We start from the raw sequence: 23,236 nt of genomic DNA on the forward strand, positions 1-23,236 counted from the left end.
GTGCACGTCCGTTCCGTCTCGGAGATTCCAGACCGACCATACGCCGCGGCCACCAGTTGAACTACCATTCAAAGCCGTTCGGTGGCAACGGAATGTCAGCGCGCTATTGCCGCGGCGGGAAGTGCCGGATGAGCCCCTCCTGGACCACGGTGGCCAGCAACTCCCCCTCGAGGGAGAAGAATCGCCCCGTCGCGAGACCGCGGGATCCTGCCGCGACCGGCGATTCGGTGGCGTACAACGTCCAGTCGTCGAAGCGGAACGGCCGGTGGAACCAGATGGAATGGTTCACGGTGGCCGCGACGATCCGGTCCAGTCCCCACGACAGACCGTGGGTGGTGATGATGGAGTCCAGGACCGTGGTGTCCGACGAGTAGCCCATGACGGCCACGTGGATGAGCGGGTCGTCCGGAAGGTCGCCGTCCGATTTCATCCAGACCCGGTTGTGGGTGAGTTTCTCCCCGGTGCCCTTCATGATCCACGACGGGTCGTTCGCGTACCGCATGTCGATCGGCTTGAGCGCGTCGACGAACATCTTCAACCGGTCTTCGTAACCCTGGAAGTGGTCGCCGAGCGGCGGCAGCGTGTCCGGGAACGGGACGTCGGGTACCTCGACCGCATGCTCGAGACCCTTGCCCCAGTCCTGGAACGCCGCCAGCATGACGAACAGTTCCTGACCGTTCTGCAGCGCGGTGACCTGGCGATTCGCGAACGCCCGGCCGTCGCGGTGCCGCTCGACGCGGTATTCGATGGGTTCCTTGACGTCGCCGCCGCGGATGAAGTGGGCGTTGACGGCGTGCACGGCGCGTTCGCCGCTGACGGTGCGGCCGGCGGCGACCAGTGCCTGGGAGATCAACTGGCCGCCGAACGTCCGGCTACCCACCTGCGCGGGATGCCGACCTCGGTATGTGTCCTCGCCGGTCTTCTCGAGATCGAGAAGTTCGAGCAGGGTCTGGAGATCGGTCTTCGCCGCGACTTCGCTCACCTAGTGGTCCTCTTCGCCGATTCTGTGGACGTGGATCAGGTTGGTCGAGCCTACGGTGCCCGGCGGCGACCCCGCCACGATCACCACGAGTTCACCCTTCTGGTACCGGCCCAACCCGAGCAGCGCGTTGTCGACCTGCCGCACCATCGCATCCGTGCTGTCGACCGGGTCGACGATGAACGTCTCCGTCCCCCACGTCAACGACAACTGGCTGCGCACCTCCGGCAACGGCGTGAACGCCAGCAACGGCAACGGCGTATGCAACCGCGCCAACCGGCGCACCGTGTCCCCCGACTGCGTGAACGCCACCAACGCCTTCGCATCCAGGCGCTCCCCGATGTCGCGGGCCGCGTACGAGATCACCCCCCGCTTGGTCCGCGGCACATGCGTCAGCGGCGGCACCTGCGTGGACTCGTTCTCCACCGCCTCCACGATCCGCGCCATCGTGCGCACCGTCTCCATCACGTACTTACCCACCGACGTCTCCCCGGACAGCATCACCGCATCCGCCCCGTCGAGGACCGCGTTCGCCACATCCGAGGCCTCCGCCCGGGTCGGCCGCGAGTTCTCGATCATCGACTCCAGCATCTGCGTCGCCACGATCACCGGCTTCGCGTTCTCCCGCGCAATCTGAATCGCCCGCTTCTGCACCAACGGCACCTGCTCGAGCGGCAACTCCACACCCAGATCACCCCGCGCCACCATCACCGCATCGAACGCCAGCACGATCGCCTCGAGATTGTCGATCGCCTCCGGCTTCTCCAACTTCGCGATCACCGGAATCCGCCGACCCACCCGGTCCATCACCGCATGCACCAACTCCACATCCGCCGGCGACCGCACGAACGACAACGCGATGAAATCGACACCCAACCCGAGCGCGAACTCCAGATCCGCGATGTCCTTCTCCGACAGCGCCGGAACCGACACATTCATCCCCGGCAGCGACACACCCTTGTTGTTCGACACCGGGCCGCCCTCGGTGACCCGGCAGATCACGTCATTGCCCTCCACCCCGGAGACCACCAGACCGACCTTGCCGTCGTCCACCAGCAACCGGTCCCCCGGCTTGGCGTCCTCGGCCAGCTGCTTGTACGTGGTCGAGACCCGGTCGTGGGTGCCCTCACACTCCTCGACGGTGATCCGCACCTCCTCACCGTTCGCCCACGTGGTGCGCCCCTCCGCGAACCGGCCCAACCGGATCTTCGGCCCCTGCAGGTCGGCCAGGACACCGACCGCCTTACCCGTCGCGTCCGAGGCCGCCCTCACACGTTTGTAGTTCTCCTCGTGATCGGCGTGCTCGCCGTGGCTGAAATTCAGCCGCGCCACATCCATACCGCTCTCGACGAGCTCGCGAATACGGTCACCGGTGGCGGTAGCAGGTCCAAGTGTGCATACGATCTTCGTGCGTCGGTTCACGGCTCGAGCCTAGTCGTCCCGCGCGCCCTTCTCCATTTAGACGACTGCCAGCGGAAGCGCCGTCGGATGCACCGGCGACGGGAGGTCCGACGCCCCGGTCAGGTACACGTCGACGGCGTGCGCGGCCGACCGGCCCTCCGCGATCGCCCACACCACGAGCGACGCGCCGCGGTGCGCGTCCCCGCACACGAAGACCCCGGGTGCGGTGGTCTGCCAGTCCGGCCCGCAGGAGAGCGCCCCGCGACGGGTCGGCGACAACCCGTAGTCGTCGAGCAGCGGACCGAGATCGACGCCCTCGAACCCGATCGCGAAAAGCGCCAGCTCGCATGGTAATTCGATCTCCTCGCCGACCGGCGTGATGATGCGTTTGCCGTCCTCGCGGGCGACCTCGACCTCGGCGAGCACCATGGACCGGACATTCCCGTTCGCGTCGCCGAGGAACCGCTGCACCGCGACCTGGTACCGGCGGACACCGCCCTCGGCGTGCGCGGGCGACGTGCGCAGCACCATCGGCCACGCGGGCCACGGCGTCGCGGCCTCGTCCCGCTCCGTCGGCAACTCCGGGTTGTAGTCCAGTTGGGTCACCGACAGCGCGCCCTGGCGGTGCGCCGTCCCGAGGCAGTCGGCGCCGGTGTCGCCGCCGCCGATGATGACGACGTGCTTGCCCTTGGCGGTGATCGTCGCGGGACCGTCGCCCTCACATTCCTTGTTGGAGGTGACGAGGTGTTCCATCGCGAGGTGGATCCCGTTCAGCTCGCGGCCCTCGACGGTGGTGTTGTCGCGGGCCCGCAGCGCGCCGATCGCGAGCACCACCGCGTCGAAGTTCTCGCGCATCTGCTCCACGGTGAGGTCGACGCCGACCTCGCAGTCGGTGACGAAGTGGGTTCCCTCGGCACGCATCTGCATCAGGCGCTGATCGAGGATCGCTTTCTCCATCTTGAATTCCGGGATGCCGTACCGCAGCAGTCCCCCGAGCCGGTCGTCGCGCTCGTAGACGGTGACGTCGTGCCCTGCCCGGGTCAGCTGCTGAGCCGCGGCCAGGCCGGCAGGCCCGGACCCGACCACCGCGACCTTGCGGCCCGTGGCGATCATCGGCGGCTTGGGTACCACCGTGCCCGAGTCCCACGCGACGTCCGCGATCGCCTGCTCGATCCGCTTGATCGTGACGCTGCCCGTCGTGTGCGTGTCGGCGAGTGAGAGCACACACGCCGACTCGCACGGCGCCGGGCACACCCGGCCCGTGAACTCCGGGAAGTTGTTGGTGGCGTGCAGCCGCTCACTGGCCGCCGACCAGCGGCCGCGCCGCACGAGATCGTTCCACTCCGGGATCAGATTGCCCAGCGGGCAGCCCGCACTTCCCGAGTGGCAGAACGGGATTCCGCAGTCCATGCACCGCGCGGCCTGCTCGGACACCTCGGCGGCCCGCTCCGCGGAACTCTGCGGCGCGTACACCTCGTTCCAGTCGTGTATCCGCTCCGCGATCGGACGCTTGGGCGCCTCCTTCTTCACGATGTGCAGAAAGCCCTGGGGATCAGCCACGTGCCGCCTCCATGATCGCAGTGTCGACGTCCAGTCCCTCCGCCTTCGCCATCCGGGTCGCGTCCAGCACCCGCTGGTAGTCCACCGGCATCACCTTGGTGAACAGCGCGGACCGCCGGGGCCAGTCGGCGAGCACCGACGCCGCCACCGCGGAGCCGGTCCACCGGTGGTGCCGGGTGACGGCGCCGCACAACCAGTCCAGATCGTCCGGGTCGGGTTGCATCAGCTTCACCATCGCCGGGTTCACGTCGTCCGGGTCCAGGTCGAGGACGTACGCGATGCCACCGGACATGCCGGCCGCCAGGTTCCGTCCGGTCGGTCCGAGGATCACGACCCGCCCGCCCGTCATGTATTCGCAGGCGTGGTCGCCGACACCCTCCACGACGGCCGACGCACCGGAATTGCGCACCGAGAAGCGTTCCCCGACGCGTCCGCGGAGGTAGACCTCCCCCGAGGTGGCGCCGTAGAGCAGGGTGTTCCCCGCGATCACCTGCGTCTCCGGGACGAACAGGACGTCGTCGGCGGGACGGACCACGATCCGCCCACCCGACAACCCCTTGCCGACGTAGTCGTTGGCGTCCCCGGTCAGGTCGACGGTGATGCCCGGCGGCAGGAACGCGCCCAGCGACTGCCCCGCCGAACCGGTGAACGTGAGCCGGATCGTGTCGTCCGGCAGCCCGGCGGCGCCGTAGCGGCGGGTGACCTCCGCGCCGAGCAGCGTGCCGACGGTCCGGTTGACGTTGCGCACCGGCATCTCGATCTCCACGGCGTGGGCATCCTCGAGGGCGCCCTCCGCCAGCTGGATCAGCGTGCGGTCCAGTGCCCGGTCCAGTCCGTGGTCCTGGTCGCGGTCCCGGCGCCGCTGCGGCAACGGCTCCCCGTCCGGCCCGGCGGGCACGGCGAAGATCGGGGTGAGATCGAGTCCGCGGTTCTTCCAGTGGGCGATCCCCTGCGCGGTCTCGAGAACGTCGGCGTGACCCACGGCCTCGTCGATGCTGCGGAACCCGAGTTCCGCGAGATACCGGCGCACGTCCTCGGCGACGAACCGGAAGAACTCCTCCACGAACTCCGGCTTGCCGGTGTACCGCTTGCGCAGCTCCGGGTTCTGGGTGGCGACACCGACCGGGCAGGTGTCGAGGTGGCACACCCGCATCATGATGCAGCCCGCCACGATCAGCGGGGCCGTGGAGAACCCGAATTCCTCCGCACCCAGCAGCGCCGCGACCACGACGTCCCGTCCGGTGCGCATCCCGCCGTCGCACTGGATGGTGATGCGGTCGCGGAGACCGTTGAGCACGAGCGTCTGCTGGGCGTCGGCCAGCCCGATCTCCCACGGCGCCCCGGCATGCTTCATCGACGTCAGCGGGGTGGCGCCGGTTCCGCCGTCGTTGCCGGAGATGAGGACCACGTCGGCGTGCGCCTTGCTGACGCCGGCGGCGACGGTTCCCACCCCCACCGAGCTGACCAGCTTCACGTGGACCCGGGCCCGGTCGTTGGCGTTCTTCAGGTCGTGGATCAGCTGGGCGAGATCCTCGATCGAGTAGATGTCGTGGTGCGGGGGCGGCGAGATCAGCCCGACCCCCGGCGTCGAGTGCCGGGTCTCCGCGACCCACGGGTACACCTTGTAGGCCGGCAGCTGCCCGCCCTCGCCGGGCTTGGCGCCCTGCGCCATCTTGATCTGGATGTCGCTGGCGTTGATCAGGTAGTCGCTGGTGACACCGAACCGCCCGCTCGCCACCTGTTTGACGGCGCTGCGCCGTGACGGATCGTAGAGCCGGTCGACGTTCTCGCCGCCTTCTCCGGAGTTGGAGCGTCCGCCGAGATTGTTCATCGCGACGGCCATCGTCTCGTGGGCCTCGGCGGAGATGGAGCCGTAGCTCATCGCACCCGTGTTGAACCGGGTGACGATCCGCTCGGCCGGTTCCACCTCGTCCAGCGGCACGGGCGGCCGCACACCCTCGCGGAACGTGAACAGTCCGCGCAGGGCGCCACCGGCCTCGGCGAGCCGGTTCACCTCCTCGCTGTACTTGGCGAACACCTCGTGCTGACCGGTGCGGGTGGCGTGCTGCAGCAGGAACACCGTCTCCGGGGTGAACAGGTGCAGTTCGCCGTCGCGGCGGAACTGGTACTCGCCGCCGTCCTCGAGCCGCCGGTGGGCGAACTCGGCCGGATTGTCCGGGTACGCCTGCCGGTGTCGGACGGTGACCTCGCGGGCGATCTCGTCGAGACCCGCGCCGCCCAGTTTGCTGACCGTGCCCGTGAAGTACTCGTGGACGAGGTCGCGGTCCAGGCCGATCGCCTCGAACACCTGCGCCGCGGTGTACGAGCCGACGGTGGAGATGCCCATCTTCGACATCACCTTGAGCACGCCCTTGCCGAGCGCGGTGAGGTAGTTCCGGACGGCGATCGTGTGCTCGACTCCGGTGAGCTCGCCCTCCGACACGAGGTCTTCGATCGACTCCATCGCGAGGTAGGGGTTGACGGCGGCAGCGCCGTACCCGATGAGCAACGCCAGGTGGTGGACCTCGCGGGCGTCCCCGGATTCGACGACCAGCGCCACCTTGGTGCGCTCCTTCGTCCGCACCAGGTGATGGTGCACCGCGGCCACCGCGAGCAGAGACGGGATCGGCGCCCGCGTGTGGTCGGAATCGCGGTCCGAGATCACCAGCGTCCGGTAGCCGTCCGCGATCGCGGCGCTCGCCTGCGCCCGCAACTCCTCGATCGCCTCGGCCATCCCCGCACCGCCGCGCTCGACGTCGTACAGCGCGCGCAGCACCGCCGCGGCCAGCCCGGGATGGTTGCCGTCCGCGTTCACGTGGATGATCTTGTTCAGCTCTTCGTTGTCGAGCACCGGCCACGGCAGCACGATCTGCCTGCACGACGCCGCGGTCGGCTCGAGCAGATTCTGCTCCGGGCCCATGACCCGCGACAGCGACGTCACGACCTCTTCGCGGATCGCGTCGAGCGGCGGGTTCGTGACCTGCGCGAACAGTTCGACGAAATAGTCGTAGAGCAGCCGCGACCGCTGCGACATGACAGCGATCGGCGTGTCCGTCCCCATCGAACCAAGTGGCTCGCCGCCGGACGTGGCCATCGGGGCCAGCAGGATGCGCAGATCCTCCTCGGTGTACCCGAACGCCACCTGCCGCCGCACCACCGACTCGTGGTTGTGCTGCGCGTGCGGCCGGTCCGGCAACGTCTTCAGTTCGAGCAGCCCGGCGTACAGCCACTCGGCGTACGGCCGCTCCGCCGCGAGCCGCATCTTGATCTCCTCGTCCGGCACGATGCGGCCCTCGGACGTGTCCACCAGGAACATCTGTCCCGGCTCGAGGCGGCCCTTGGCCACGACCTCCGCCTGTGGGACGTCGAGGACCCCGCTCTCGCTCGCGAGGACCACCCGCCCGTCGACGGTCTGCCACCAGCGTCCCGGGCGCAGGCCGTTGCGGTCCAGCACGGCGCCGACCACGGTCCCGTCGGTGAACGTCACACACGCGGGACCGTCCCACGCCTCCATCAGCGACGCGTGGAACTGGTAGAACGCCCGCCGGTCCGGGCACATCGACGCGTCGTTCTCCCACGCCTCCGGCACCATCATCATCACCACGTGCGGCACGCTGCGGCCTGCGAGGTGCAGCAGTTCGAGGACCTCGTCGAATGACGCCGAATCCGACGCGTCGGGAGTACAGATCGGGTACAACCTGCTCAGGTCGCCCGGGATCACCGCACTCGACAGCAGCGCCTCGCGGGCCCGCATGCGGTTGCGGTTGCCGCGGACCGTGTTGATCTCCCCGTTGTGCGCGACGAACCGGAACGGGTGTGCGAGCGGCCAGGACGGGAACGTGTTGGTCGAGAACCGGCTGTGCACGATCGCGATCGCACTCGCCATCCGCCGGTCGCGCAGGTCCGGGAAGTACCGCGCCAACTGGGACGTGGTGAGCATTCCCTTGTAGACGATCGTCCGGCTCGACAGCGACGGGAAGTAGACGCCACTGCCCTCCGACTCGATGTCCGGGGTGACCTGTTCGGCCCGCTTGCGCAGTGGGTAGACGAGGCGGTCGAGGGCGAGCCCGCCGGGCCGGATCCCGCCCACGGCGGGTGCGGCGACGAACAACTGGCTCATGTGCGGTGCGCAGGCGCGCGCCGTCGAGCCGACGTCCGCGCCGTCCGGATCGACGGGCACCGGACGCCAGCCGAGGATCTGGAGTCCCTCCTCGTCCGCGAGGTCGGACACGCGTCGCTGCGCGGCCGCCCGCGCCTGCGGGTCCTGCGGAAGGAAGCAGATGCCCGCCGCGTACGTGCTGCTGCCGTCGTCCAGCGGCGCGGGAAGGTCGAACGGGGCGAGAGCCCCGAAGAATTCGGTGGGGAGCTGGAGCAGGATGCCGGCGCCGTCGCCGCTGTTCGGTTCTGATCCCGCCGCCCCCCGGTGCTCGAGATTCTCGAGAGCGAGGAGCCCGTCGGCGACGATGGCATGGGAGTGGCGGCCGTGCAGGTCCGCGACCATGGCGACACCGCAGGAATCGACTTCCTGGTCCGGGTCGTACAAGCCCTGAGGACCGGGCAACTGAGAGAACAGCACCGATATACCTCCACATCGGCCGGGAAGACCACCAGTGTGTGCGCTCCGCACGTGCTGTCGGCGGCCTCCGCTAGCGGGGTCGCCACGACGGGCGCTAACTGCTTTTCGGGGGTCTACCGGGACAGCATCGGCCCGTGAAGGTTGTTACCGGACATACATCCGGCGCGCTCAGCTTACCAGGACCGATACCCGGCAAGATATGCCGAATCGGCCCCGGAACGGACGGTGGCCCGTGTCGCATCAGCAACACGGGCCACACGTTCTCCGGGGATCGTCACTGATCCCGCAACGGCCGTCCGTACTGGTCCTTCACGCTCCCCGTCAGCATCATGATGCCGTCGACCAGCGGCCAGATGCCGCCGATCCCACAGGTGAGCCACGTGACGGCGATCTGCGCCACGGCGATGCCGGGCTGGTTCAGGTAGAACCGCCCGACGCCGAACGCGCCGAGGAAGATCTGCAGCAGACCGGCGGTCAGCTTGGACTTGTCGGAGTACGGCTCACCCGTCAGCGGGTGCCTGCCGAACGGCGCCGACGGATCGGCGTACGCGTTGTAGCCGGGGGCGTACCCGGGCGGCGGGAACCCCTGCTGGGGATAACCCTGCTGCTGTCCGTACGCCGGCTGCTGGTATCCGGGCTGCTGGTAGTCCTGCGGTGGTTGCGGAGCCGCCCCGTACTGCGCGCCGTAAGCGGGATCCGGTGCGCCGTAGGTCGGACCGTCCGGCTGCTGGGGCTTGTCGTATCCGGAGTACGGCGCGGTCGGCGACGTCGACTCGCCCACGTTCGGGAACGGGGCCGTCGGCTCGGTTCCGCCCGGCGGCGGGTAGGTGGGCGTCGACCCCCAGCCCGGGCCGTTGCCGACACCCGAATACGTGTCCCAGCCCGGTCCCGTTCCGGACGCACCCGGTGACGGCGTCGCGTCGGACGTGGCGGGAGGCTGCGACAGCGAGGCCTCGGCGGTGGCGTCGTAGTCGAAGGGCGAGCCGAACTCGGGCGGCAGGCTCGAGTCGCTGCTGTTCTCCGTGCCGTCGCTGCTCTTTCCCAGATCGACCTTGGGTGCGTCGTCGGATGCACCCGTGCCGGACTCGTCGGATGCTTTCCCCGGTTCAGTCATTCGCGTCATCCTTCTTGCTGTCGATGGTCTTCGTGCCCGCGTCGCCGCCGGCACTCGCAGTACTCGCGGCCTTGCCGTCCGGTACCGGCTCCGCCGGCGCGGGGTCGTCGGAGACCAGCTCCGCCCGCGAGGCGTCCGCGACCGGCTCGCCGCCGGCAGGCCGCAGATCCGCCGGATCCTCGCGCCCCTTGGTGGCGGCGAAGAAATACACCGCGGCCGCGACGAACACCAGAGCGGAGGTGAACGAGTTCACGCGGACACCGGCGATGAGGCTCGCGTGGTCGCTGCGCATCAGTTCGATCCAGAAGCGCCCGGCGCAGTACCCGGCGACGTACAGGGCGAACAGGCGGCCGTGCCCGATCCGGAATCGGCGATCGACCCACACGAGCAGGATCACGATCAGCACGTTCCACAGCGCCTCGTACAGGAACGTCGGATGCACGACGAACGCGACCTCGCCGGTGGACACCCCGTCGATCAGCTGCGGAGACACCTGGCCGAGGTCGTTGCGGCGCTCGAAGATCTCGAGCCCCCACGGAACGTCGGTCTCGCGACCGTAGAGTTCCTGGTTGAAGTAGTTTCCGAGCCGTCCGATCGCCTGCGCGAGCAGGATGGCCGGCGCGACTGCATCGCCCAGCGCGGGCAGCGGGATGCCGCGGCGCCGGCAACCGATCCAGGCGCCGACACCGCCGAGCGCCACGGCGCCCCAGATGCCGAGGCCGCCCTGCCACACCTTCAGGGCGTCGACGGGATCGCCGCCCTCCCCGAAGTACGTCGGCCAGTCGGTCATCACGTGGTAGAGGCGGCCGCCGATCAGGCCGAACGGCACCGCCCAGATCGCGATGTCGAGGACGGTGCCCTTCTCGCCGCCGCGGGCGACCCAGCGGCGGTCACCCCACACGATCGCGACGACGATCCCGATGATGATGAACAGCGCGTACGCGCGCAGGGCCACCGGTCCGACATACCAGACGCCTTGGGGCGGACTCGGAATGTAAGCCAGTACGTCCACAGTGGAAGTCACGACGCCACGGTAGCCGAGCGAACGCCCTCGGCGAGTTCCTCCGTCAGCGAACGCACCGCGTCCAGACCGCTCTCCGCCGCGGTGACCAACGCGGATCCGACGATGACCGCGTCGGCGTAGGCGGCGATCTCGGCGGCCTGCGCGCCGGAGCGGACACCCAGTCCGACACCCACCGGAATGTCCGAATGGGCGCGGATGCGGGCCGTCAGTTCGGGCGCCATCGACGACACGGCGTCACGGGCGCCGGTGACGCCCATCGTGGACGCGGCGTAGACGAACCCGCTGCTGGCGTCGAGGGTGATCGCGAGACGCTCCTCGGTCGACGACGGCGCGACGAGGAAGATCCGGTCGAGGTCGTGTTCCTTCGACGCGGCGATCCACTCGCCGGCTTCCTCGGGGATGAGGTTGGGGGTGATCAGCCCGAGGCCGCCTGCGCTCGCCAGATCGCGGGCGAACTTGTCGACGCCGTACTGCAGAACGGGGTTCCAGTACGTCATCACGACGGCCTTCCCACCGACGGAGGCGATCGCCTCGACGACCGTGAACACGTCGCGCACCCGGACACCGTTCTGCAGCGCCGTCTCGGCCGCCGCCTGAATGGTGGGTCCGTCCATCACCGGGTCGGAATACGCGATGCCGACCTCGACGATGTCGCAACCGGATTCGACCATCGCCTTGAACACGTCGATGGATTCCGGCACGGTGGGGAACCCGGCCGGGAGGTACCCGACGAGCGCGGCACGCTTCTCCTCGCGGCACTGCGCGAACGTCGGGGCGAGGCGCGAGAGTCGTTCGCTCACTTGGCCGAACCTTCCTTGTCGGTCGTGGTGGTCTCGGTCGAGTCGTCCGGATCGAACAGTCCGAACCATTTGGCTGCCGTGTCCATGTCCTTGTCGCCGCGCCCGGACAGGCTGACGACGATGATCGCGCCCTCGCCCAGTTCGCGGCCCAGGCGCAGTGCGCCGGCGACGGCGTGGGCGGACTCGATGGCCGGGATGATGCCCTCGCGCTCGGACAGCAGTCGGAGCGCATCCATGGCCTCCGAGTCGGTGACCGGTTCGTAGGTGGCGCGGCCGATGTCCTTGAGGAGCGCGTGTTCCGGGCCGACCCCGGGGTAGTCGAGGCCCGCGGAGATCGAGTGCGACTCGATGGTCTGGCCGTCCTCGTCCTGCAGCAGGTACGAGTATGCGCCCTGGAACGCGCCCGGGGTGCCTCCCGCGAACGTGGCGGCGTGCCTTCCGGTTTCGACGCCGTCACCGGCGGCCTCGTAGCCGACCAGCCGCACGGACGGGTCGTCGAGGAAGGCGTGGAAGATGCCGATGGCGTTGGAACCGCCGCCGACGCACGCCGTCACGGCGTCGGGCAGCCGGCCCGTCGCCGCCTGCACCTGCACACGCGTCTCCAGACCGACGACGCGCTGGAAGTCGCGGACGATGGTCGGGAACGGGTGCGGTCCGGCGGCGGTGCCGAAGCAGTAGTAGGTGTTGTGGGCGTTGGTGACCCAGTCGCGGAGCGCCTCGTTGATCGCGTCCTTCAGGGTCCGCGACCCCGACTCGACCGACACCACCGCCGATCCGAGCAGCCGCATGCGGGCGACGTTCAGTGCCTGCCGCTCGGTGTCGACGGCGCCCATGTAGATGATGCATTCCAGGCCGAGGAGCGCGCAGGCTGTGGCGGTGGCCACACCGTGCTGGCCGGCACCGGTTTCCGCGATGATGCGCGTCTTGCCCATGCGCTTGGCGAGCAGCACCTGCCCGAGCACGTTGTTGATCTTGTGCGAGCCGGTGTGGTTGAGGTCTTCGCGCTTGAGGATCAGCCGCGCCCCACCGGCGAACTCGCTCATCCGCGTCGCCTCGAAGATCGGGGACGGACGGCCGGTGTAGTCGCGCTGGAGGCGGTCGAGTTCGTTCAGGAACGACTCGTCTCCGCGCGCCTTCTCGTACTCGGCGGTGACCTCCTCGATCACCGCCATCAGGGCCTCCGGCACGTGCCGTCCGCCGTACACGCCGAAGTGTCCTCCGGCATCGGGGTCGTGCGTCGTGCGCTCGGCGATTCCGGCGCTGGCAGTCGGCAGATTGCCACCCTTGAAGACGGTTTCCTGATTACGTGAAGTCACAGGTCCAGTCTGCCTCGAGGCCGGGTTCCGCCGCCGTCGGGGTCAGGTCCGCCGGAGTGGCCTCAGCGCGACGGCTTGGGGCAGGACGGGTGCGCGCCGGCGTTGACCAGATCGGCCACCGCCTTGCGCGGATCACCGCTGGTGACGAGGCCTTCGCCGACCAGTACCGCGTCGGCTCCCGCACCGGCGTACGCCAGCAGGTCGGCCGTGCCGCGCACCCCGGACTCCGCGATCTTGATGATCTCGGTGGGCAGTCCGGGAGCGATCTCGCCGAACGTGTTCTTGTCGACCTCGAGCGTCTTGAGGTTGCGCGCATTGACACCGATGACCTTGGCGCCCGCTTCGATCGCCCGGTTCGCTTCTTCCTCGGTGTGGACCTCGACGAGGGCCGTCATGCCCAGCGACTCCGTCCGGTCGATCAGCGACGCGAGCGCGTCCTGCTCGAGGGCGGCGACGATGAGCAGCACCATGTCGGCGCCGTGCGCGCGGGCCTCGTGGATCTGGTACGGCCCGACGATGAAGTCCTTGCGGAGGATCGGGATGCTCACCGCGCGGCGGACGGCGTCGAGGTCCGCGAGGGACCCCTGGAACCGGCGTTCCTCGGTGAGCACGCTGATCACGCGGGCGCCACCGGCCTGGTAGGCGGCGGCCAGTTCGGCGGGATCGGCGATGTCGGCGAGCGCACCCTTCGAGGGGCTGGCGCGCTTGACCTCGGCGATGACTCCGATGCCCGGCTCGAGCAGGGCGGCCGCGGCATCGAGGGCCGGCGGCGCCGCGGCGGCAGCAGCCTTGACTGCGGCGAAGTCGAGGACGGCTTCGCGGGCGGCGACGTCGGCGCGCACCCCGTCGAGAATCGAGTCGAGAACAGTCATCGTGGCCCGAGTCCTTTCTGGGCAGAAACCCGATGTGAGGAACATCATCAGGGGTGAAGCCAGCCTAGATGGCACTCTGATTGTGTTTACGTCCGGGTACCCGGGTCTTCGTCCGAACCGTCAACTTGGTCGACAGGTTCGGCTTTCTTGTCGTCCACCGTGGGGTCCTCCCCCGCGTCCAGGGCGTCCCAGAGCATGCGCTGGGTGACGGGCTCGCCCGCCGAATCGGCACCGGTCTTCTTCGCCGCGTCCCGCCTTGCACCGGGGCTGTCGTACTTGGAGGACAGCCCCGCCCGCACCCGCGGCCTGCGGACCAGCTCCACCGCGGCGGCGAGCGCCGCCAGGGCGCCCACCAGCACGAGAACGGCGGGTGCGGCGTGCACGGACACCGACTGGACCTCCGCCCTGCCCGGCAACTCGGCCAGCCGCGCCGCCTCGTCGTCGGATGCGCCGGAGACGAGCAGTCCGACCGCCGGGACCGCGGCCGCGACGGCCACCACCGCGACGAGCACACCCAGTACGCGCAGGGCCCAGCCCTTCACGGCGAACGACGCCGCGATCGCGGCGACCAGGGTCAGCGCCAGCGGCGTGAGCGCCGCGGCCCAGGTGCCGCCCACGAGCACGGACGTGCGTTCCTCGCCCAGCCCGTCGGAGGAGGTGACCTCCACCCACGTCATCCGCGAGGCACCCCACAGGCACACTGCGGCGACCGCGAGGAGCAGCACCGCGAACATCGACCGGCGACGCCCCGCCCGCGCGGGTTCCCGGGCCGGCTCCGACGCGTCGCTCACTGCGTGCCGCCTCCCAGGGTCTTCAGCGTGTGCGCCGCCGCGATCGCGCTGAGCACCGCCATCGCCTTGTTCCGCGCCTCGGTGTCCTCGTACTCGGGGTTCGAGTCGGCGACGACGCCCGCGCCTGCCTGGACGTACCCGATGCCGTCCTTGATCAGCGCGGTGCGGATCGCGATCGCCGTGTCGGCGTCGCCCGCGAAGTCGAGGTACCCGATGATGCCGCCGTAGATGCCCCGGCGGGTGGGTTCGAGTTCCTCGATCAACTGCATCGCCCGGACCTTCGGCGCGCCCGACAGGGTGCCCGCCGGGAAGCAGGCGGTGACGGCGTCGAGGGCCTGCTTGCCGTCCGCGAGGTGACCGGTGACGGTGGAGACGAGATGCATCACGTGGCTGTACCGCTCGATGTGGCGGTAGTCGTGGACCTTCACCGTGCCCGGTTCGCAGACGCGCCCGAGGTCGTTGCGGCCCAGATCCACGAGCATCAGGTGCTCCGCGTTCTCCTTCTCGTCGGCGAGCAGATCCTTCTCGAGCAGGATGTCCTCCTCCTCGGTGTGCCCGCGCCACCGGGTGCCCGCGATCGGGTGCGTGGTGGCGACGCCCTCCGACACGGTCACCAGAGCCTCCGGGCTCGAGCCGACGATCGAGAACGCGGTCTCGCCGTCGCCGTCCGGCACGTTGAGGAGGTACATGTACGGGCTGGGGTTGGAGGCCCGCAGCATCCGGTAGACGTCGATCGGGTCGGCGGTGCAGTCGATCTCGAAACGCTGCGACAGCACCACCTGGAAGGCCTCGCCCGCCTCGATGTCGCCGACGAGTTTCTGCACGTCGGCGCCGAACCCTTCGGTGGTGCGCTGACGGCGGTAGTCGGGGGCGGGTTTCGCGAACGTGGACACGGTCGACGACGCCGGGGCCGACAGGGCGCGCGTCATCCGGTCCAGCCGCTCCACCGCGGAGTCGTAGGCCTCGTCGACGCGTTCGTCCGTGCCGTCCCAGTTGACGGCGTTGGCGATCAGGGTGATGGCGCCCTCGTGGTGGTCGACGGCCGCGAGATCCGTCGCCAGCAGCATCACCATCTCGGGGATCTGCAGGTCGTCGGTGGCGTGCTCGCCGATGCGCTCGATGCGCCGTACCGCGTCGTATCCGAGGAAGCCGACCATGCCGCCGGTCAGCGGCGGGAGGTCGGGAAGCCGCTCGCTGCGCAGAAGTTCGAGGGTCTGGCCGAGGGCGGCGATCGGATCGCCGCCGGACGGTGCGCCCGCGGGAACGTTGCCGTACCAGGCGGCTTCACCGTCGACGACGGTCAGCGCGGCGGGGCTGCCCGCGCCGATGAACGACCATCGCGACCACGATCGGCCGTTCTCCGCCGACTCGAGCAGGAAGGTGCCGGGCCGGTTCGCCGCCAGCTTGGTGTACGCGGACAGCGGTGTTTCCGCGTCTGCCAGCACCTTGCGCGTCACCGGGACGACCCGGTGTTCGGCGGCGAGAGCGTGGAACTGCTCACGTGTGGTGGTCGAGTCGGACCCGCCGTCGGCCGGGGTGGCGGCGGACTCGGGTGCGGGAATCGTGGTGGGCTCGCCGTGCATGCCGACCATCATCCCAGGCGCACTCGTACTGTCTGCGTGCGCGGGTAGCCTCGGCACCCATGAAGCCAGGTCAGCTCGCACCGGAATTCACCCTGCCCGATCAGGACGGCATCGCACGATCGCTGTCGAGCCTTCTCGAGGACGGCCCCCTGGTGCTGTTCTTCTACCCCGCGGCGTCGACGCCGGTCTGCACCGCCGAGGCCTGCCATTTCCGGGACCTCGGGATCGAATTCTCCGCGGTGGGAGCGTCGCGCGCCGGGATCAGCACCGATGCGGTGGCGAAGCAGGCGTCGTTCGCGCAGGCACAGTCGTTCGACTACCCGCTGCTGTCGGACACCGACGGGGCCGTCGCGGAGAAGTTCGGTGTCCGGCGCGGACTGCTCGGCAAACTCGCCCCCGTCAAGCGGTCGACCTTCGTCATCGACACCGATCGCACCGTGCTCGAGGTCATCTCGAGCGAGTTCCGCGCGAACACGCACGGCGATCAGGCGCTGGCCTTCCTCCGGACGCGTCAGGCCACCTGAATCGACCGCTTGGCCAGTCCCATCCAGAAGCCGTCGATCACCTGCCGGGGAATCTGCTCGGGGTCGCTCGACGCGCCGAGCGTGACGAAGAGGGGCGCGAAGTGCTCGATCGTGGGGTGTGCGTACGGCATCCCCGGCGCGAGCGAGCGGAAATCGATCAGCGAGTCCACGTCGCCCGCGGCGAGACGCTCGTCCGCCCAGGCGTCGAACTCGGAGGACCAGCCCGGCGCCGTCGCGTCGGGTGAGGGGTCGCGCAGAAACGGCAGTCCGTGGGTGGTGAACCCGGAACCGACGATCAGCACGCCCTGCTCGCGCAGGGGGCGCAGCCGCTCACCGAGGTGCAGCAGCCGTTGCGGGTCGAGGGTCGGCAGCGAGATCTGGAGGACCGGGATGTCGGCGTCGGGATACATGACCGTCAACGGCACGTAGGCGCCGTGGTCGAGCCCGCGGTGCGGCTGGTGCGACACCGTCTCGTCGTCCGGCATCAAGGACACGACCTGCGCGGCGAGCTCGGGGGCGCCGGGCGACTCGTACGTCGTCCGGTAGAACCGCTCGGGGAAGCCCCCGAAGTCGTAGACGAGGGGCGTGCCGGTGGTGGTGGATCCGATCGTGAGCGGCGCCGATTCCCAGTGCGCCGACACCATGAGAATGGCCGTGGGCCGTGGCAGGTCGCCCGCCCACTTCGCCAGCTGCGACACCCACAGGTCACTGTCCACCAGCGGCGGCGCACCGTGGCTGAGGAACAGGGCGGGCATGGCGTTGGTCATCGCGACTCCTTCGGATCGAGGTCCGGCATCGACGGCGAAGCGAACCCGTCACCGACGTCTATGTTGAACCTTCAAGTTAGTATAGGAGTCAACATGCGGGCGCGGCAACTATTCCCTGGGCACGAATCGGCCCCGCGACGTGCTAACTATGGTGGACACGCCGCACAGCGGATCGACGTACGGACGGAGGACACCACCGATGAGTGGTAACGACGAGGGCAAGTCGGACCAGTCCGACACCCGATGGCTCGACGCAGAGCAGCAGGAGGCCTGGCTCACCCTCATCGCCCTGGTCACCCGGCTCCCCGCCGCACTCGACACCCAGCTGCAGCGCGACTCCGCACTCACCCACTTCGAATACTTCGTCCTCGCCTCGCTCTCCGGCGAAGCGAACCGGCGCCTGCAGCTGTCCCTGCTCGCCCAGCGCGCCAACGCATCACTGTCGCGGCTGTCCCACGTCGTCACCAAAATGGAGAAGGCCGGCTGGGTGCGCCGCGAAAGCATCCGCGGCAGCCGCGGCTCCGACGCCGTCCTCACCGACGAAGGCATGGCCAAGGTCGTCGAGGCCGCGCCGCCGCACGTCGAATCCGTCCGCTCACTGATCTTCGACGGACTCTCCGCCGACCAGGTCCGTCAACTGTCCGAACTGTCCAGCGCCATGCTCACCCAACTCGACAAGAGCATCGCCTCGGGAACCGGCCGGGCCTGACCCTCCTCCCCCCCAGGCGCGTCAAGACAGTTTCACCCCAGCGGCGTCCCGACAGTTTCACCCCAGCGGCGTCCCGCCGACACCCCAGCTGTCGCGCGGCACCTCGGTGATCGTCACCCACACCGCCGCGGGATCCTTACCCGTCGCATCGGCGTAGGCCTTCGTGACCGCCTCGATCGTGGCGCGCTTCTGCTCCGCCGAAAGTCCCGGCGTCTGACTGATCTGAATGAGTGGCATGGCGGACATTCTGCCCGAGAGTCCTGCCCGCTAGTCGGCGGCGAGCAGCACGTCCGAGTCGAAGCAGGTGTGCGTGCCCGTGTGGCACGCCGCACCCTCCTGGTCGACGACGAGCAGCACGGTGTCGCCGTCGCAGTCGAGTCGCACCTCGTGGACGTACTGCGTGTGCCCGGACGTCTCGCCCTTCACCCAGTACTGCTGACGGGAGCGGGAGTAGTACGTGCCCTTGCGGGTGTCGAGGGTGCGTGCGAGGGCCTCGTCGTCCATCCACGCGACCATCAGGACGTCGCCCGTGGACCGTTCCTGCGCGACGGCGCTGAACAGTCCCGCCTCGTTGCGCTTGAGCCGTGACGCGATGGCCGGGTCGAGACTCATCGGACGGTGATCCCCTCTGCGCGCATGGACTTCTTGACGTCGCCGATGGTCATGTCGCCGAAGTGGAAGACGCTGGCGGCGAGAACGGCGTCCGCGCCGGCCCCGACGGCGGGCGCGAAGTGCTCGACGGCGCCCGCTCCCCCGCTGGCGATCACCGGCACGTGCACGGCGGCGCGGACCGCGCGGATCATCGGCAAGTCGAAACCGGCCTTCGTGCCGTCCGCGTCCATCGAGTTGAGCAGGATCTCCCCGACGCCCAGTTCGGCGCCGCGGACCGCCCACTCGACCGCGTCGATGCCGGTGCCGCGCTTGCCGCCGTGGGTCGTGACCTCCCACCCCGACGGGGTGTCCGGCTGCCCCTGCGGCACGGTGCGTGCGTCCACGGACAGCACGATGCACTGGGAGCCGAAGCGTTCGCTGAGTTCGCGGAGCAACTCGGGCCGCGCGATCGCGGCGGTGTTGACGCTCACCTTGTCGGCGCCGGCACGCAGCAACCGGTCGACGTCCTCGACGGTGCGGACACCGCCGCCGACCGTGAGCGGAATGAACACCTGCTCCGCCGTCCGGCTCACCACGTCGAGCATGGTGCCCCGGTCCGCGGTGGACGCGGTGACGTCGAGGAACGTGAGCTCGTCGGCGCCCTGCGCGTCGTACGCCGCCGCCAGTTCGACGGGGTCGCCCGCATCCCGCAGGTTCTCGAAGTTGACGCCCTTGACGACGCGTCCGGCATCGACGTCCAGACACGGGATCACTCGAACCGCCAGAGTCATTGCGTACGCCCTCCTGAAGGCTCGGAACGGGGATCACCCAGTGATCCGAGGATATCGAGAATTTCGCCGTGAACCCCGGGCGCTCCGGCGAGCACCGAGTCGGACGTCACGGTCCAGGGCTTGCCGCCCAGATCGGTCACCACACCGCCCGCGGCGCGCACCAGCGCGACACCTGCCGCGTTGTCCCACGCATTGTGGCCGAACACCACCGCGCCGCCGAGTATTCCGGCGGCGGTGAACGCGAGGTCGACCCCGGTGGATCCGTGGATCCGAATCCGCGAGGACACCCGGCTGAGCTGCGCGAGGACCTGCAGCCGGTATGCGCCGGGGATCCGCCCGCGACTGTCGATGTTCAGCGCCCCCAAGCCCACGATCGACGACGCCAGCGACGTGCGGCCGAGCCGCGGCAGCGGCTGACCGCCCTCGAGCAGCGGGCCGTCCGCGACGGCCGCATAGCGCCGCCCGACGAGCGGCAGCCACGTGAGACCGAGAACGGGAACGCCGTCGTCGAGGAGCGCGAGCAGCGTGCCCGCGGTCGGCAGACCGGCCGAGTAGTTGAACGTGCCGTCGATGGGGTCGAGCACCCAGACGGGTCCGCTGTCGAGCTCGGGTCCGCCGAACTCCTCGCCGTGGACGTCGATGCCGGTCCGGTCACGCAGTTCGCCGGTCAGCCGCTTCTCGAGTTCGAGGTCGACGGCGGTCGCGAAGTCGTCGGGACCCTTGTGGACGGCGCTGGGCGCACCGACCCCCGACACGAACCGGTCGTGCACTCCGTCGAGCAGCTCACTGGCGACAGCGAGGAGTTCCCGGGGATCACGGGACAGGGCCATGGCGCGAACTCAGCCCGAGACCGCGGCGAGCGCCTCGGGCAGGGTGAACCGGCCCGCGTACAGCGCCTTCCCGACGATGGATCCCTCGACACCCCGGTCGACGAGTCCGGCGATCGCCCGGAGGTCGTCGATGGTGGACACGCCGCCCGAGGCCACGACGGGGGCGTCGGTGGCCGCGCAGACCTGCGCGAGAAGTTCGAGGTTGGGGCCGGTAAGGGTGCCGTCCTTGCTCACGTCGGTGACGACGTACCGGGAGCAGCCGTCCTTGTCGAGCCGGGCGAGGGTCTCCCACAGGTTTCCGCCCTCGGTGACCCAGCCGCGACCGCGGAGCTGGTACTCCCCGTCGACGAGGCGCACGTCGAGACCGACGGCGATCTTCTCGCCGTACTTGGCGATGGCACGGGCACACCATTCGGGGTTCTCGATGGCGGCGGTGCCGAGGTTGACGCGACCGCAGCCCGTGGCCAGGGCGGCCTCGAGCGATGCGTCGTCGCGGATTCCGCCGGACAGTTCCACCTGGACGTCGAGTTCCCCCACCACGTCGGCGAGAAGTTCGCGGTTCGAGCCGCGACCGAATGCGGCGTCGAGGTCGACGATGTGGACCCACTCGGCGCCGTCGTTCTGCCATGCGAGGGCGGCATCACGAGGCGAGCCGTATCCGGTCTCGCTTCCCGCCTCCCCCTGGACGAGGCGAACAGCTTCACCGTTGACGACATCTACAGCAGGCAAAAGGACCAGGCTCACGTGCGACAACCCTAGTCGCTCAGCGGCCGGAACCCGGCTCCGGGTCCTCGGGGTCGCGGCCGTAGGCGTTGCGGGTCATGCGTTTCGACACGTATCCCATGGCGGCGATCGCGCCGGCGACACCGAGCAGCCCGACGATCAGCCCGAGGACGGGGCCCGGTTTCAGCACCAGAATGATCGCGGTCGCGACGACCAGGACCGCGGTGGCGGCGCCCATCGCGCACACGGCGAGCCTGCCGATCGACAGGTCGCCGCGCCCGTCCCCGGGTTCGGTCACAAGCTGCGGACCCAGTTGCGGAGCAGTTCCGCGCCCGCGTCCCCGGACTTCTCGGGGTGGAACTGGGTGGCGGACAGCGCGCCGTTCTCGACGGCGGCGAGGAATTTGCCGCCGTGGTCGGCCCAGGTCAGTGCGGGCGGCGCCAGCCGCTCCGGCGTCGGGAGTTCCCAGGTCTGGGCCGCATACGAGTGGACGAAGTAGAACCGGGTGTCGGAATCGATGCCGGCGAACAGCGTGCTGTCGGCCGGCGCCTCGACGGTGTTCCACCCCATGTGCGGCAGCACGTCGGCCTGGAGCCGTTCGACGGTGCCGGGCCATTCGCCGCAGCCTTCCGCCTCGACGCCGAACTCGACTCCCCGTTCGAACAGGATCTGCATGCCGACGCAGATCCCGAGGACCGGCCGACCGCCGGCCAGCCGCTGTCCGATGATCCGTTCGCCGCGGACGGCGCGGAGCCCTTCCATGCAGGCCGCGAAGGCACCGACGCCGGGAACGACCAGACCGTCGGCGGCGAGCGCGACCTTGTGGTCGGACGTGACCTCGACGCGCGCGCCGGTCCGGGCCAGAGCGCGGGTGGCCGAATGCAGGTTGCCGGAGCCGTAGTCGAGGACGGCAATCGTGGAGACGGTCATGACACAACCTTATCCGGCGGCCCGGCGACGCCCGAGGGCACGGCCGACGACCGTTCCGGCGGCCGGGACCACCGCGACCGCTGTCGCCGCGACCCCGAACACCCAGGAATACCCGGCCGCCGACGCGACGGCTCCGAGGGCGAGGGAACCGAACCCGGTGCCCGCGTCGAACCCGATGTTCCATCCGGCGCTCGCGGAGCCGAATCGGGCCGGCCCCGCGGCGGTGAAGATCATGACGAGCGACTCGTTCTGCACCGCGCCGAACCCCAATCCGAATGCCAGCGCCGCGAACACGAGCAACGGCACGGGCGCCGCCGTCGCCGCTGCGACGGAGAACAGGACCAGGCCGGCGCACACGAACGTCAGGGCGGGAATCAGGGCACGGCCCACCCCGAGCCGGTCGGAGACCGATCCCGCGGCGTACCGCCCGATCAGCGTCGCGCCGCTCGACACGGCGAGGATCACTCCGGCGAGAGACGCGCGCTCCGAGATCGCGATCGGCAGCAGGCTGGACAGACCGCCGAACGCGGCCGCCGCGATCGCGATCGACAGCCAGGGGGTCAGTACGGCGGCGAGCGGGATGCGATCGCGCGAGCCGCGATCCGCGGGAGGGCGAATCGCGGGGAGCCGCGTGATCGCGATGACCGCGAGAGCGGGAATGAGGGCCCCGATCACGAAGACGGGGGTCGCGGACCAGTGCTGCATGATCGCGAGGCCTGCCGGCAACCCGACCATCTGCGCGGCCGCCACCGCGATTCCCTGCGCCCCCGTCGCGCGGCCGAGCATCTGCCGCGGAACGAGTTCGGCGACCAGCGCACTGCTCGCGACGGTGAGCATGCCGAAACCCGATCCGCGGACGGCCGACACCGCGAGCACCGGAATCGCCTCGGTGGAGAGCAGCAAAAGAAGCGACGGCGGCCCCAGCAGCGTGCAGCCTGCGGCGAGCACCCACCGGTGCCCCCACCTGCGCAGGAGCCGGGGCACACCGAGTTGGGTCGCGACGGTCGCGGCCATGAACACGGCCGTCACGCTGCCGGCGAGCGTGTCCGAGCCGCCGGACAGCGAGACGATCAACGGAACCACCGGCAGCAGCAGCGCCCAGCCGCCGAACGCCGCGGCGCCCATCACCATCGCGGCGGGCATGCCGCGGGTGCGGAGCAGGCCGCGGCGAGCCTCGACTGCGACCGGCACTACATCAACCTGAGGACGCCCGCCACGGCTGCCAGCACCGCCAGTGCCAGCAGCACGCCGGAGGCCAGTTTGTTGAATTTCCACATGGAGTACGCGCCGCCCGCCGCGATACCCGCGGCGATGAACAGGACGTAGACGAGGACGACGCTCACGAATGCGTCCGG

At 69.7% G+C, this 23,236-nt stretch carries 23 protein-coding genes; 2 read left to right on the forward strand and 21 right to left on the reverse strand.

The annotated features are described in order from the left end of the window. Window positions 1-103: 103 nt before the first annotated feature. The 11 genes from ROP_RS03535 to ROP_RS03585 all read right to left on the reverse strand — a co-directional run bounded on the left by ROP_RS03535 (window position 104) and on the right by ROP_RS03585 (window position 16,016). The gene (locus ROP_RS03535) at window positions 104-982 is read right to left on the reverse strand and encodes an acyl-CoA thioesterase (RefSeq protein WP_012687978.1); all 879 of its coding nucleotides are present in this window, start codon (window positions 980-982) and stop codon (window positions 104-106) included. After that, complete coding sequence (gene pyk, locus ROP_RS03540; protein WP_012687979.1) at window positions 983-2,401, reverse strand: pyruvate kinase; 1,419 nt, start codon at window positions 2,399-2,401, stop codon at window positions 983-985. Between the two features lie 36 nt (window positions 2,402-2,437). Further along, the gene (locus ROP_RS03545; RefSeq protein WP_012687980.1) at window positions 2,438-3,940 is read right to left on the reverse strand and encodes a glutamate synthase subunit beta; all 1,503 of its coding nucleotides are present in this window, start codon (window positions 3,938-3,940) and stop codon (window positions 2,438-2,440) included. After that, window positions 3,933-8,516 carry a glutamate synthase large subunit gene (gene gltB / locus ROP_RS03550; protein ID WP_012687981.1) on the reverse strand — a complete coding sequence of 1,528 codons (4,584 nt, stop codon included), beginning with the start codon at window positions 8,514-8,516 and terminating at the stop codon, window positions 3,933-3,935. The genes ROP_RS03545 and gltB overlap by 8 nt, the downstream gene beginning before the upstream one ends. A 274-nt stretch (window positions 8,517-8,790) precedes the next feature. Beyond that, window positions 8,791-9,630 carry an NINE protein gene (locus ROP_RS03555; RefSeq protein ID WP_012687982.1) on the reverse strand — a complete coding sequence of 280 codons (840 nt, stop codon included), beginning with the start codon at window positions 9,628-9,630 and terminating at the stop codon, window positions 8,791-8,793. After that, window positions 9,623-10,654: a prolipoprotein diacylglyceryl transferase gene (lgt, locus tag ROP_RS03560; protein ID WP_012687983.1), complete on the reverse strand. Its 1,032-nt coding sequence runs from the start codon at window positions 10,652-10,654 to the stop codon at window positions 9,623-9,625. The genes ROP_RS03555 and lgt overlap by 8 nt, the downstream gene beginning before the upstream one ends. After that, on the reverse strand, window positions 10,651-11,454 hold the full coding sequence (gene trpA, locus ROP_RS03565) for a tryptophan synthase subunit alpha (RefSeq protein ID WP_012687984.1): 804 nt from the start codon (window positions 11,452-11,454) through the stop codon (window positions 10,651-10,653). Before trpA ends, lgt begins: the two co-directional genes overlap by 4 nt. Next, window positions 11,451-12,770, reverse strand: coding sequence for a tryptophan synthase subunit beta (gene trpB / locus ROP_RS03570; RefSeq protein ID WP_012687985.1), 1,320 nt, complete (start codon window positions 12,768-12,770; stop codon window positions 11,451-11,453). The genes trpA and trpB overlap by 4 nt, the downstream gene beginning before the upstream one ends. A gap of 62 nt (window positions 12,771-12,832) precedes the next feature. After that, window positions 12,833-13,642 carry an indole-3-glycerol phosphate synthase TrpC gene (gene trpC / locus ROP_RS03575; RefSeq protein ID WP_012687986.1) on the reverse strand — a complete coding sequence of 270 codons (810 nt, stop codon included), beginning with the start codon at window positions 13,640-13,642 and terminating at the stop codon, window positions 12,833-12,835. A gap of 86 nt (window positions 13,643-13,728) precedes the next feature. Next, a complete protein-coding gene (locus ROP_RS03580) occupies window positions 13,729-14,433 on the reverse strand; it encodes a TIGR02234 family membrane protein (RefSeq protein ID WP_012687987.1) in 705 nt (234 codons plus the stop codon). Continuing rightward, a complete protein-coding gene (locus ROP_RS03585) occupies window positions 14,430-16,016 on the reverse strand; it encodes an anthranilate synthase component I (RefSeq protein ID WP_043826221.1) in 1,587 nt (528 codons plus the stop codon). Before ROP_RS03585 ends, ROP_RS03580 begins: the two co-directional genes overlap by 4 nt. Before the next feature lie 59 nt (window positions 16,017-16,075). On the opposite strand from ROP_RS03585, the gene ROP_RS03590 reads away from it, so the two are divergent. Next, entirely contained in the window at window positions 16,076-16,540 is a 465-nt protein-coding gene (locus tag ROP_RS03590; RefSeq protein ID WP_012687989.1) for a peroxiredoxin, read from the forward strand. On the opposite strand, the gene ROP_RS03595 is transcribed toward ROP_RS03590, so the two are convergent. Further along, window positions 16,528-17,307 (reverse strand): dioxygenase family protein, encoded by a 780-nt coding sequence (locus tag ROP_RS03595; protein WP_012687990.1) that lies wholly within the window; start codon window positions 17,305-17,307, stop codon window positions 16,528-16,530. The genes ROP_RS03590 and ROP_RS03595 overlap by 13 nt on opposite strands. Before the next feature lie 199 nt (window positions 17,308-17,506). On the opposite strand from ROP_RS03595, the gene ROP_RS03600 reads away from it, so the two are divergent. Next, a complete protein-coding gene (locus ROP_RS03600) occupies window positions 17,507-18,016 on the forward strand; it encodes a MarR family winged helix-turn-helix transcriptional regulator (protein WP_012687991.1) in 510 nt (169 codons plus the stop codon). A gap of 57 nt (window positions 18,017-18,073) precedes the next feature. On the opposite strand, the gene ROP_RS03605 is transcribed toward ROP_RS03600, so the two are convergent. The 9 genes from ROP_RS03605 to ROP_RS43470 are packed head-to-tail and all read right to left on the reverse strand — an operon-like array spanning window position 18,074 to window position 23,224. Then, window positions 18,074-18,253: a tautomerase family protein gene (locus ROP_RS03605; RefSeq protein ID WP_012687992.1), complete on the reverse strand. Its 180-nt coding sequence runs from the start codon at window positions 18,251-18,253 to the stop codon at window positions 18,074-18,076. Window positions 18,254-18,283: 30 nt separating this feature from the next. Continuing rightward, window positions 18,284-18,628, reverse strand: coding sequence for a phosphoribosyl-AMP cyclohydrolase (gene hisI, locus ROP_RS03610; protein ID WP_012687993.1), 345 nt, complete (start codon window positions 18,626-18,628; stop codon window positions 18,284-18,286). Next, on the reverse strand, window positions 18,625-19,398 hold the full coding sequence (hisF, locus tag ROP_RS03615) for an imidazole glycerol phosphate synthase subunit HisF (protein ID WP_012687994.1): 774 nt from the start codon (window positions 19,396-19,398) through the stop codon (window positions 18,625-18,627). The genes hisI and hisF overlap by 4 nt, the downstream gene beginning before the upstream one ends. Then, the gene (locus ROP_RS03620) at window positions 19,395-20,228 is read right to left on the reverse strand and encodes an inositol monophosphatase family protein (RefSeq protein WP_012687995.1); all 834 of its coding nucleotides are present in this window, start codon (window positions 20,226-20,228) and stop codon (window positions 19,395-19,397) included. Before ROP_RS03620 ends, hisF begins: the two co-directional genes overlap by 4 nt. Before the next feature lie 9 nt (window positions 20,229-20,237). Further along, window positions 20,238-20,972 (reverse strand): bifunctional 1-(5-phosphoribosyl)-5-((5-phosphoribosylamino)methylideneamino)imidazole-4-carboxamide isomerase/phosphoribosylanthranilate isomerase PriA, encoded by a 735-nt coding sequence (gene priA / locus ROP_RS03625; RefSeq protein ID WP_012687996.1) that lies wholly within the window; start codon window positions 20,970-20,972, stop codon window positions 20,238-20,240. 19 nt (window positions 20,973-20,991) lie between these two features. Continuing rightward, window positions 20,992-21,249: a membrane protein gene (locus ROP_RS03630; protein WP_012687997.1), complete on the reverse strand. Its 258-nt coding sequence runs from the start codon at window positions 21,247-21,249 to the stop codon at window positions 20,992-20,994. Beyond that, window positions 21,246-21,881 (reverse strand): imidazole glycerol phosphate synthase subunit HisH, encoded by a 636-nt coding sequence (gene hisH, locus ROP_RS03635; RefSeq protein WP_012687998.1) that lies wholly within the window; start codon window positions 21,879-21,881, stop codon window positions 21,246-21,248. Before hisH ends, ROP_RS03630 begins: the two co-directional genes overlap by 4 nt. Before the next feature lie 9 nt (window positions 21,882-21,890). Continuing rightward, window positions 21,891-23,072 (reverse strand): MFS transporter, encoded by a 1,182-nt coding sequence (locus ROP_RS03640; protein ID WP_012687999.1) that lies wholly within the window; start codon window positions 23,070-23,072, stop codon window positions 21,891-21,893. Continuing rightward, window positions 23,072-23,224 carry a hypothetical protein gene (locus ROP_RS43470; protein WP_007297398.1) on the reverse strand — a complete coding sequence of 51 codons (153 nt, stop codon included), beginning with the start codon at window positions 23,222-23,224 and terminating at the stop codon, window positions 23,072-23,074. Before ROP_RS43470 ends, ROP_RS03640 begins: the two co-directional genes overlap by 1 nt. Window positions 23,225-23,236: the final 12 nt, after the last annotated feature.

Source organism: Rhodococcus opacus B4 (assembly GCF_000010805.1).
Classification (GTDB): domain Bacteria; phylum Actinomycetota; class Actinomycetes; order Mycobacteriales; family Mycobacteriaceae; genus Rhodococcus_F; species Rhodococcus_F opacus_C.